The sequence below is a fragment of the Paenibacillus sp. FSL R10-2796 genome (assembly GCF_037965315.1).
In the GTDB taxonomy this organism is placed as follows: domain Bacteria; phylum Bacillota; class Bacilli; order Paenibacillales; family Paenibacillaceae; genus Paenibacillus_AQ; species Paenibacillus_AQ odorifer.
Genome location: NZ_CP150178.1, coordinates 6,202,130 through 6,213,519 on the forward strand (window position 1 = coordinate 6,202,130; position 11,390 = coordinate 6,213,519).

10 protein-coding genes are annotated in these 11,390 nt (G+C 46.3%); 2 read left to right on the top strand and 8 right to left on the bottom strand.

What is annotated here, in order from left to right:
- The first annotated feature begins 8 nt into the window (after positions 1 to 8).
- Positions 9 to 1,958, top strand: a complete 1,950-nt coding sequence (locus NST58_RS27685; RefSeq protein WP_339244886.1) for a glycosyltransferase — start codon at positions 9 to 11, stop codon at positions 1,956 to 1,958.
- Between the two features lie 25 nt (positions 1,959 to 1,983).
- On the opposite strand, the gene NST58_RS27690 is transcribed toward NST58_RS27685, so the two are convergent.
- From NST58_RS27690 to NST58_RS27725, 8 genes are all read right to left on the bottom strand, one after another.
- Positions 1,984 to 2,721 (bottom strand): glycosyltransferase, encoded by a 738-nt coding sequence (locus tag NST58_RS27690; protein WP_076193397.1) that lies wholly within the window; start codon positions 2,719 to 2,721, stop codon positions 1,984 to 1,986.
- On the bottom strand, positions 2,714 to 3,919 hold the full coding sequence (locus NST58_RS27695) for a hypothetical protein (protein ID WP_076184780.1): 1,206 nt from the start codon (positions 3,917 to 3,919) through the stop codon (positions 2,714 to 2,716). Before NST58_RS27695 ends, NST58_RS27690 begins: the two co-directional genes overlap by 8 nt.
- The gene (locus NST58_RS27700) at positions 3,916 to 5,400 is read right to left on the bottom strand and encodes a hypothetical protein (RefSeq protein WP_076184781.1); all 1,485 of its coding nucleotides are present in this window, start codon (positions 5,398 to 5,400) and stop codon (positions 3,916 to 3,918) included. Before NST58_RS27700 ends, NST58_RS27695 begins: the two co-directional genes overlap by 4 nt.
- A gap of 69 nt (positions 5,401 to 5,469) precedes the next feature.
- Positions 5,470 to 6,549, bottom strand: coding sequence for a sporulation protein YunB (yunB, locus tag NST58_RS27705; RefSeq protein WP_076184782.1), 1,080 nt, complete (start codon positions 6,547 to 6,549; stop codon positions 5,470 to 5,472).
- 154 nt (positions 6,550 to 6,703) lie between these two features.
- The gene (locus tag NST58_RS27710) at positions 6,704 to 7,315 is read right to left on the bottom strand and encodes a VTT domain-containing protein (protein WP_076099392.1); all 612 of its coding nucleotides are present in this window, start codon (positions 7,313 to 7,315) and stop codon (positions 6,704 to 6,706) included.
- 287 nt (positions 7,316 to 7,602) lie between these two features.
- Entirely contained in the window at positions 7,603 to 8,472 is an 870-nt protein-coding gene (locus tag NST58_RS27715; RefSeq protein WP_038573223.1) for a glycine betaine ABC transporter substrate-binding protein, read from the bottom strand.
- A gap of 13 nt (positions 8,473 to 8,485) precedes the next feature.
- Positions 8,486 to 9,319, bottom strand: a complete 834-nt coding sequence (locus NST58_RS27720) for a proline/glycine betaine ABC transporter permease (RefSeq protein ID WP_076099393.1) — start codon at positions 9,317 to 9,319, stop codon at positions 8,486 to 8,488.
- Complete coding sequence (locus NST58_RS27725) at positions 9,319 to 10,512, bottom strand: glycine betaine/L-proline ABC transporter ATP-binding protein (RefSeq protein ID WP_036685362.1); 1,194 nt, start codon at positions 10,510 to 10,512, stop codon at positions 9,319 to 9,321. The genes NST58_RS27720 and NST58_RS27725 overlap by 1 nt, the downstream gene beginning before the upstream one ends.
- Before the next feature lie 257 nt (positions 10,513 to 10,769).
- On the opposite strand from NST58_RS27725, the gene NST58_RS27730 reads away from it, so the two are divergent.
- Positions 10,770 to 11,327, top strand: coding sequence for a transcriptional regulator (locus NST58_RS27730; RefSeq protein ID WP_036685364.1), 558 nt, complete (start codon positions 10,770 to 10,772; stop codon positions 11,325 to 11,327).
- The last annotated feature ends 63 nt before the right edge of the window (positions 11,328 to 11,390 follow it).

Genomic DNA, 11,390 nt, shown 5'->3' on the forward strand with positions numbered 1-11,390 from the left:
GTATTCCTATGACCACACCGGATATCACACTTTGCATGATTATTAAGAACGAGGCAAACCATCTGGAGAAATGCTTATCCTCTGTGCGCGGGCTAGTGTCTGAGATTATCATTGCGGATACAGGCTCAGAGGATAACAGTAAAGAAATCGCTCAGAGGTTCGGTGCAAAGATTATCGACATTCCTTGGGAAAATGATTTTTCCAAAGCGCGGAATATAAGCCTAGAGTATGCAACTTCCGCTTGGGTTCTGGTACTGGATGCTGATGAGGCTGTGGATCATTGGAGTGAGGAGCTGCTCCAGCCCTTGCTTGGTGCCGAGTATATTCATGGGTATTGGCTGCCCATTATCCACTATGTCGGTGAAATACCTGAAGCGGATTTTGTTACAGATCATGTCTGTCGATTATTCAAAAATGATAAAAGAATTATTTTTCGTGGAAGTATTCATGAGGAGATTGCCAGCAGCATTTGGGAGCTTCCAGCTGGGGAGATCACTTATGCAGATTTGCGTATTTTCCACTACGGATATTTAGAAGATGAACTGATGCGTAAAAATAAATATAACCGCAATTTAGCACTCATCAACAGGGGTCTGCGGCTTCAACCGAACCATCTTTTTCTTCGTTACGCGTTAGGGGCAGAGTATTATCAGCAGGGTCAATATAAAGAAGCGGCAGAGATCCTCCTTCCGCTGCTCACCGATGCTCCAGCCCCTACCGGTTATGTCTCAGATATTTACCTTAAGACGGCGTACGCCTTACAACTATGTGGCCGAAAGCAGGAAGCCGAGGAAGTTTTTCGTACGGGGAGCGGTCTTTTTCCCGATTTCACTGATTTATTAGAAAGCTATGCCCTCCTGTTACTGGAACAAGGGAAGCTCAGCTCAGCCAAGCATTTCTTGGAGAACGCACTTCAGAGCGGAAATACAGCACATAAATACCCTTCTTCCTCAGGCAGTGGAACGTATCGGACAGAACTACTAGCCGGAAGAGTCTGTGAGAAGTTATACCAATATCCGGATGCGTGGAGACATTACGAGGCTGCCATACAACATAAGCCTGATTATAACGAGGCGTGGAAAGAACTCATCCCACTAAGCCTTCTATCTGGAGAGAAGGCACAACTACGAGCATTGACCCACAACCATCTGCACTCTTTATCTCCTGATACTTTGACTTATCTTCTGCCCGCAGCGCTCAATGCCCGCGATCCGGAATGGCAAGCTGAGCTTTCTACAGCCAGCCAGTTACCCTCATCTGTTCAGACTGCATTGCAGGCGATTCTGGAAATAAACAATCAACCGGAACATCTTCAGACACTCGCACCGCTTGAACAGCTGCTTCATGATCCTTCCCATCTTTCCAACCGATCCTTTGTACTTGGCTATCTGTGGGCTTTCTCTTGCCGTATTGGAGATACAGAGTCTGCCATGCGCTGGCTTGTCTGTCTATTGCCTTACAGACCGGGGATTTTATCGATCCATCATATTTTAGCAGGGAATTATAGCCTTAAAGCTGATCTTTCGGATCTAAGCTATGCAGCACAATTGCTGCTTCAGACTGGTGCTTGGAATAGTTTATTAGCACTTTATCGCCATTCGGAAGGATCTTCCTTACACTGGTCCAGTCTGCCGCAGCCCTTACTCTACGGATTACTTGAAGCCCCCACCTCCATAAAAAAACAATGGTGCTCTATTTATGTCAGCAAGCACCCTCAATATCATACACCTGCGGACTGTACCGAGTGGCAATTATACGCTGCGATAGCCTACTCCTGTGGAGAGATGCCCATCCTTCATGTAGAGGATGAAGCCGCTTTGCGTAGAGTCGGGGGGGCTACCGCAGCCGTGAGCCTCGCTTATTACAAGCTGCAGCTCGCAGCAGAAGTATATCCGCAAGGGATACCATCAGCTCATATCCCTTCTGCGCTGCTTCTGAGATCTGCCAGCCGGACTTAGCCGGTTGGCAGATCAGATGCGGATTTCAAAGCTCCTCTTGCCATTCCACCAGATGGGGCTGCTCATCAAGGATAGATTCGTACTGCTCCAGACTACCCCAGCGCCCCTCTGGATCAAGCTCCAGGTAACGCGAGTATTTTCGCCGAAGCTCCTCAGGGGATATCGCCCAACCATAATGTTTCACACGCAGCTCGGTAAGAAACCCCGGCAATACCGAATAAGAGAGCGGAAGTCTTGGCACATGATGATCCATTTTCGGAAAAAAATAATGAAAGTTCGGCAAATAGCGGACTAGTGTACGGGTATGCTTCGTGTGGATATTCCAATGCTCATCTTCACGGTAATGTGTGGTGCCGCCCCAAAAATCAAATAATCGGAAGGATACCCAGTCATACACATCCTGATCGATGAGTCGCCTCATCTCCCGTTTAGCAGACTCTTCATAGAACTCATCGGCGTCCACAGACAGCAGCCAATCCGGATTCGTAGATACCGCCAGCTCCCACAATGTTTGCCGTAGCTCCCATTCACGGTTAAACAAAGAGCTTTGCAGGGTTACGAGCTTCTTAACTTTGGCAAAAGAGAGACATAACTGAGCCGTATGATCTGTACTTCCATCATCCACGATCACAATATCATCCACGAACTCACTTAATTCCTCCAGCACCTGCTCTAAATACCTTCCGGCTTCGTTCCTAACCTGCATAATAGCGGTCAGACGGTTGCCTGATGTTTTGCGGAGTGGCCCTCTATGACTACTCATCCTCCACTCTCCTTCTCAATCGTCTTACAGCCTCTTCGAGATCTGCCATCTCTGACAAAAGTGGCCATGCCTGATTGTCTTGCCCTCCTGCATTTAAAAAGCTGCGAATGGCCTCGTGCCGCCTGCCATACAGCAAGTGTATGGTGCCTTCCATGGCTTCATCCACATTTTCTTCCTGCTCATGTTGCAGCACTATTGCCTTTTCCCATTGAAAAGTCCGCACATAATTTTGCACCAGCAACGCTTTTGCCTCGGGAGAAGTTAGCGGACTTAAAATTCTTACTGCCGCTGCCTCATCCTCATTCAGGTGGAACAACTCCGCGCGAACCAGTTCATCCTGCCCGGAATGGAGCCAGCCCTCCATCCTTTCTACTGCTTGCTTCTCCTCTGCGGTAAATGCTGTAATCGCAAATTGGCGGACCGCCGTTTCCAAATTCCCTGTCTTGGCTTCTATTGCAGAAAAAAACCGGAAGTGTGAAATAAGGCAATCCAAATATTCATACAGCACCATTAACTCAAAGGATTGCGCCAGATATCGATTCGCTGTGGAGTCCCCAAGCAAATACAAATAAGATGCTGCCAAATAATGTACAACAGGCTGGCTGGGCAGCTTGGCGCACATCGAGGTATAATAATCCGCCCTAAGCTGGAGTTGAATCCTAAACCAGTCCGTAGCAAGGAGGGGCTCCTCCTGCCATAAGTTCTCAATCGCCTTACTCCACAACATCTCATAATCTGTCAGAAAATAAATCCGCTCGCGCTGACATACAACTCCATACGATTCCTGCTGATCCCCGTCGAGATAAATAATATTCTCCCTGCACAAGCTCTGCTCCAAATAGATCCGTTCTGACCGGGTTCCTACTAGATCGGCCTTTGCTCCAAGCAAGCCGCTGTATTTATCCCATAAGACCTTATTTTCTTCTTCCGGACAGCGCTCTAATAAAGCCACTATATATCCCGCTTGCAAAGAAAGAACCTCTGGTAGCCAATAGGGAGAAGAGACCAGAAATGTGTACTCCCTCGCCTTGAGAGTATGAATATCCGCGATCATTACCGGCTTGATCTGGCTGTTAGTCTGCTGCTCAAGAGTCATTCTTCCGGCAAAACAGACCTCTTCCCGCTCGGGCAGAAGATCCAACAGTCTTTTATATTCGTATTCCTCCCAGGAGCCTCTGCTCAGAATTAAATATTTCATGACTGCGCCTCCTTGCCCCTGCTCCTATCTGCCTTCTTCCCCTGCGGTTCGGACAAATCCCCCACATAACCTATAGTTAGTGAAGCTTCAGGGTGAAGCTGCAATTGGTGCGAAGTAGACGCCTTACAGGTAATCACTCCAGGCACATTCCCGCCTTTATGAGCAACTCGCTCTAATGGAAAAACAATTCCCGAAGGGTCCCCCCTAAGCAACCGCCCCACCTCTTCGTCCATATCCGTAGATAAACTAACGATCAGATCCGCGGAACCTTGGGTGATCGCCTTCACTACCCGTTCAACGTAATATTTCTCATACCTGATAGAGTCTGATAAATACACAGTTATCTCACTCTCAAATAATGCAGATGCATTCTTCAAAGCCCGCAGCCAAGCCTCTTGACCACGAACTGCAATCACTACATCCTGTTCATTTACTGGCAAGCCGGAAGCTGTGTTCATCCATCTGTCCTTGATCCAGATCCAGCGAATATTCTTGTAGCTCTGCTGCTCCTGTGTAGCTGCCCATTCCTGCGGAAGATGGTCCCCATTCCCATCCTCTTCACAATAAACAATCGCCGTCACTAATGGCGTTTGCAAGGTTGCCTTACCGAGTGGAATAACAGGTTGTGTTGATTGTAAGAATCCATTCTGCGGTACAAGATGTTCTTCGGCTTCTAAGACATCTTCCAGTGCCCATTTTGTACTATACGCCTGCCAGCCATCCGCAAGTGTTGGTCCGTTCATCCTTCTCTGGCCCCTATCAAGTGAATGTATAGCATGAACATACACAGCATCACTTAGCGCCAGCTTGGCTCCAGACTGCCGCGCTCGAAGACACCAATCGGCAATCATAAGAGACCGCACTTGAAGCGAGGTGTCCAACCCTCCGATACGCTGAAGCAGCTCTTTAGAGAACAGGAGGCAAGAACCCGTTAGTACATCCATCTCTCGCCATTCTCCTTGATGCCGGCCAAGATTGTAGCTTACATGAGCAGCAAACTCATCATAGGTGCCGAAGTGAAGACGTTTCTTCCCTTCCCCTCTTTCGGTTGAAGAGCGAGGGGCCACCACCTTAACTGAAGCGTCATCAAAAGGAACCCACAATAGCTCACTTAGCCAGCCAGGCGATACCATGATCGAATCTTCAAGCAAAACCGCGAAACTGGTTTCGATCTGTGCCAAAGCCTGGTTAGGCATGTACTCCTCCTTTTCATAAGGAAGAAAGAGAATCGACTGCTCCGGTGAGAACTGTTCCGCTAAAGTTTCCATAGGAAAATCAGGAGTCATCGCCACAGCAATAATGCGCACAGACTCTCCAGAATGGAGCAGCAGCAAGGGTAAGCAAGCTGCGGCACATTCCAGGCGGCTTAGCTCAACTACAAGGGTAAGTCCATCTTTACTCGGCAGTGGAAGTAGTCCCGTGCGCTCCAAGAACCCATACCTTCCCGCCAAGCGTTCCACATTCAGAGATTCTTGCGACATTAGGATTCACGCTCCATTTATTAAAGCTGTTCTACCTATAGTCTATGAGCGCTGAAGCGTGATATCCCCTTAATTTCCTCCGCCCGCGCCTTTGTCTTCTTCCGTATGATCTGCACCCGTACTCGCGGGATCGGTTGCCGCTGGAGACGAGCTGTTATCTTTCTGACTGTTACTGGTGGTATCCTTGCCCTGATCCACTACTCCACTCTTATCCCCGCCTACAGCTGGAGCAGGAATGGCAATTCCCGGAGCACTGCTGCCGTTCGCCCCCACAGGTTGACCTTGATTATCGTAATAATACATAGGTACATCTCCAACAACCATCAGATAAGACACAGGAATTTCTGTATCCACTACCTGCGGCTCCATATCAAAAGGAATGACGACTGCAACCTCTGTCACAATATGAATGTATACCTCGACCAGAATCATATTGATCCCAGCGTTTTGCTGGCGGGTGCTGAGTTCAACCTTAACCGCACCTTGTGGTTCAATCTTGATCGGAATATCGGGTCCATAAGAAGCAATAAGGGGACTGCCCAGCGCTTGCCCCAGCGGAATATATTCTGTTCGATTATGCAATTCCTGCAGCGTAGACTGAATGACCTGTGCCGCTTGCGAAGTAATACGCATATGCTCCGCGTAGTTGAGCATGAACCCTGATATTTTCCCGTTCTTATCCGTCTTCCAATCAATTAGCTCTTCCGCATTCCCTCCATTCGCAACCTGTGAGGTAATCGCCTTATTAATCGATTCCGTAGCGATTTGCTTCACACGTATTTGTGCTAAATGCAGGATGGGCGGTTTCATATGCAGCTCCACATAGCGCAAGGATTGCAGCACCAGCACAAGTATTACTAAGGAGGCTATCAGCCAAAATTTACGTCGGCTTCTTGGCTTATGTGTTCTTCCGCCTGCAACCGTTACCTTACTCTCTGGCCGGCTGGATAATCTAAAGCGGCCTTTGCTACGTTTGGCTTCAAAGCGCGTACGCTGCGGCCTAACCGCTGCCCGGCTGGGTTTTGACTTGAATGCGGAGCTTCTCGCTGAGAATCTCCGATTCGTGTCCCCATTTATTTTTGGCAGCCGAAAATGGCCTAGATCAGGTATTCTCAGCCTTCGGTTTCCCCATTTTTTCAATCTGCCCATTGCAACAGTCCCTCCCGCCTTACGCAGAGGTCAAGCCACCTCCACTTAATTTAAGGTATTCGCTAAGAGGACAAAAAAGAAGAACGTTCCCTCCGGCAAACTGCGCCTGAAGTAACGTTCTTCATCCTTTAGATCATGAACTGGGAAGATGATATTAGTGCATTCTGCTCCGCTTATCCTCCTGCAAATGGTCCCAATGACGCCGAATAAAGATGCCAATGAGAATAGCTATAAACACCGCATACCAGGTAAGATAACCATTCCATTCTTCACGCGGAACAATTAGGGTGGATCCGATCGTACCGAATAACCATATATAAGACAAATTACCAAGTACGGTTCCCCATATAAAAGATGAGGCTTTAATCGGTGAAACAGCAGACATGAAATTGATTACATTATTCGGAATAATCGGGATCGTACGCAATAGCACCAGTGTCCAAATCCCATATCGATCCAAGTAACGCTGCCATTTATCATAGCGCTTCAGTTTGCTTCTCCATTTTCGGTCAAACCAGTTATACAGATATCGCCGAATGAGAAAATACATCAGTATTCCGCCCAGATTGCAGGCCAGCCAACTGATCAGCATGCCTCCAATTACGTTAAAAACAGAGACATGCAGCACGATCAAAATTACGAATGGAAAAAATCCTAATATACTCTGCAAAAGTGCGAGCGGGATGGTCACGAATAAAATAGATGGCCCGCTAAGGCCCAGCGTTTGCAGCAGCCAATCAATCCAGGTATTTATGGTCTCTGTCATGAAGCAGTCTCCTCTCTTGACTCCTTGCAGCAGCTGCCTCCTGATTTACTTTGACAAAGCATAAGTCTAAGTGTGTAAACTAGGTATCCATTCTTATTGAAATATAAGCAGGGTACACTAAGAGCTTGTAATACTTTGCTTATATTCCCAAGAAAAACACCCCTTACGGGGTGTTTTATTGAATGAGCTTGCTTATGAAGTGTAATGTGTAAAGAACAGTAGTTAGCGTACAAGTTACATTTTTGTTTCCATTTATTCTTCACATCATAACACAGTTTTTAATCTACTTACAATTCTATACCTGCAACCCAAGCATTCACTTTATCCGGATTGCTCTCCACCCAAGTTTTAGCGGCTTCTTCTGGTGACTTGCCACCCTGAACCTCAATCATTACTTTGGCCATATCTTCTGCTGTCCATTCGAATTGATCCAGGAATTTGTAGACATTCGGCATGTCATCTTTCAGACCTTGGCGAACCATCGTGTGGATCTGTTCATCCGCACCGTAAACCCCTTTTGGATCTTCCAGATATTTCAGATCCATATTGGCGAACATCCAGTGTGGTGTCCAACCTGTAACAACGATTGGCTCGTTATTGTCATAAGCCTTTTGCAGTTCCTGAGCCATCGCTGCGGATGAGCTTTCAAGAAGTGTGTAATCGCTAAGATCATATTCCGCGATAGCCTTTTCTGTGGTTGTCATAATGCCGGCACCTGGCTCAATGCCGATAATGCGATTGTTCAGCTTTGCTGCCATATCACTGTTCTTCAAGTCTTCAATAGAGTTAATATCCATATAGGCCGGAACAGCCAAGCCAACCTTAGTTCCGTTTAGATTTGCACCCAAATCTTCAATTTTTGCACCGTACTTCTCTAAATAAGCCGCATGGGTGCTTGGCAGCCAAGCTGCAACCATTCCATCCGCACTACCGTCTGCAACCCCAGCCCACATTGGACCAGCATCTACCTGCAGCATTTCAACGGTAGCTCCAAGCTTAGTTTCAAGTACTTCCTTTACTACATAAGTACTCGCAATTTCCGAATCCCATGCTACATATGCTAATTTTACCTTCTCTTTACTTGATGAAGAACATCCAGCAATAACAGCAATCATCATAATAACTAACAGGAATACCCCTATATTTTTCTTCTTCATTTATTTAAAACTCCTATCTTTGTTTTGGTTTTAGTGCGTTCTGTGTCAAACGGTCCAGCAGAATGGCGATAATAACGATCGCAATCCCTGCTTCGAATCCGTCTCCTGTCTTAGCCTGTGATACCGCACGGTATACATAGGCACCCACGCCCTGTGCACCAATCATCGATGAGATAACAACCATTGACAGTGACAACATAATGGTCTGGTTCACACCTGCCATAATTGTTGGTAAAGCGATTGGAAGCTGCAATTTAACCAATTTCTGAGTAGGTGTCGATCCGAAAGCATCTGCTGCCTCCACCAGTTCCTCCGAAACCTGACGAATTCCGAGATTGGTCAAGCGAATCGTTGGCGGAATTGCAAAAATAATCGAAGCAATAACCCCTGGAACTACGCCCAGTGAGAAAAAGGATACCGCTGGCAATAAATATACAAAAGCCGGCATCGTCTGCATAAAGTCCAAAATAGGCGTAACTATATTTCTAACGGTATTTCTCTGCGCACATAAAATACCAATCGGCACACCAATTACTACAGCCAATATCGAGGCGGTTAGAACAAGGGCCAAGGACTGCATAGAAGGTCCCCATAATCCAAGATTATCGATCAGAAGCAACCCAATGACCGCAAATAGTGCCATGCGCCATTTACCGATCCAATAAGACAAAGCTGCAATAAGCACGATAAGTACTAGTGCTGGCAGGAAGGTAAGTGCATTTTCAATGCCAGCCACCATACCACCGATAATCGAATGGATGAAGTCAAACAGGGGCCCACAATAAGTCGTCAGCCAATTTTCCAACCACTCGAGTGCCTTTCCCAAAGGCAGTTTAGGAATGTCCATTATAATCCTCCTTCCGGTACCGCGTTGCCGGCGAGTGCGGAAAGAACGGCTCCTTTAATCACAATACCCTTCAATTTATCCGCTTCATCTACGACGGCTACAGGCAAATGTGTCTCAGATATTAATTCAAAGAAATCATTGAGTAGCGTTTCCGGTTGTACACGTGGGATTTCTCTCCGCGTTACTTCCAGAATAGATTTATTATCATTCAGTGCCTTAAGGGCATCCTCAGCTGTAATAACACCCAGAAGCTTATTTTCCTTGTCCACTACATACAGACTGAATATACCACTGTCACGCATTAATTGAAGCGCTACCCGAGGCCCGCGTTCAGGTCTGACTGTTTCCGGCTGACGCATTACATGAGCTGCAGTCAACACCTTGGACAAGTCCACATCCTCCACGAATCGCTCTACATATTTATTGGCAGGTTGGATGAGGATTTCTTCCGGTGTACCAATTTGCACAATGACTCCGTCCTTCATCAGTGCGATCCGATCTCCAATCCGCAAAGCTTCGTCTAGATCATGAGTGATAAACACGATGGTCTTCTTCACTCTGGCCTGTAATTCCAGCAGCTCTTGCTGCATGTCTTTACGAATAAGCGGATCCAGTGCACTAAATGCCTCATCCATAAGCAGGATATCCGGGTCGTTAGCAAGGCCCCGTGCCAGTCCAACACGCTGCTGCATCCCTCCACTGAGTTGATCAGGACGATGATTCTCCCAACCTTTCAGACCTACCAGATGCAAGGCTTCCGTTGCCAGTTCAGTTCTTTTCTTTTTATCTACGCCCTGAACTTCAAGCCCGTATGCTGCATTCTCCAGTACGCTTCGATGTGGAAATAATGCGAACTTCTGAAACACCATGCCGATGTTCTTCCGTCTGAATTGGCGCAGCTGCTCCGGATTCATTTTCACAACATCTTTCCCTTTAAAAAGAACTTGCCCCCCTGTAGGCTCAATCAAGCGGTTCAACAAACGAACCAGCGTCGACTTACCGCTGCCGGACAAACCCATAATGACGAATATTTCTCCTTCTTCAATGCTGAATTCGGCTTTGTTGACTCCGACTGTCAACTTCAATTCCTGAGCAATTTTTTCCTTCGACATCCCTTGCTCTAATAAAGGAATCGCGCGTCCCGCATCATGACCGAATACTTTGGTTAGTTGTTTCACCTCTATAATAGCCATGCCGTCCTCCTTCTCCCGAAATGTTATCCGGGTTTAGTTCACTTTATAGTAGTTTACCGGACTATTGAAAATTCATGCAAACACCATATACGGATAAAAATTAGTGTACAGTTTTAACTTTACGAACTTTATGTATGGAATACTCTGTTTTACGCCAAATTCCTTTATTCATGAATTCTTTACTTATGGAGGGGGATTTGATTACAATACATTGTATAAGGTTGCAGTCTATCGACCTATTCCTCAGGAGGGACATCATGAACGATTTAGAAGGGCTTACGCCCGAACAAATAGAGAAGATTAGTAAAGCCCGTGAACGTGTGATCGATTCTATCGGCAAAAACATGGATCTGTATGGCATTACCTTGTCTATTGGACATTTATACGGTTATATGTACTTCAATCAAGGTCCAGTGACACTGGATGAGCTCAGCAAAACAATGGGAATGAGTAAAACGTCCATGAGTACGGGAGTCCGTACCCTTCTAGATCTGAAAATGATCGACAAAGTATGGGGGAGAGGGACGCGCAAAGACTTGTTCACCACTGTGCCTGACTGGCATCAGAACTTCAGTGATTACTTCTCTATTAAATGGAGAAAAGCCGTCGAAGGTAATATGATCTCACTAGCGAAATCACTTGCAGAAATTAACGATATGAAAAAAGAGTATAGTGACGATAGTAAACTTATGCAGCTCTTAAATACAGATGAAGAAAAAATAACTGAATCCATTAACTACTACCGCTGGTTGCTGAAACTAATAGAATCTTTTGAGAGTGGCAAAATTTTTGAATTTATCCCTAAAGAAACTTAAATCAAACCCACAAAAAACACACAAAAAAACGACAGTGCTCCTGTAAAAGGAAAACACTGCCGT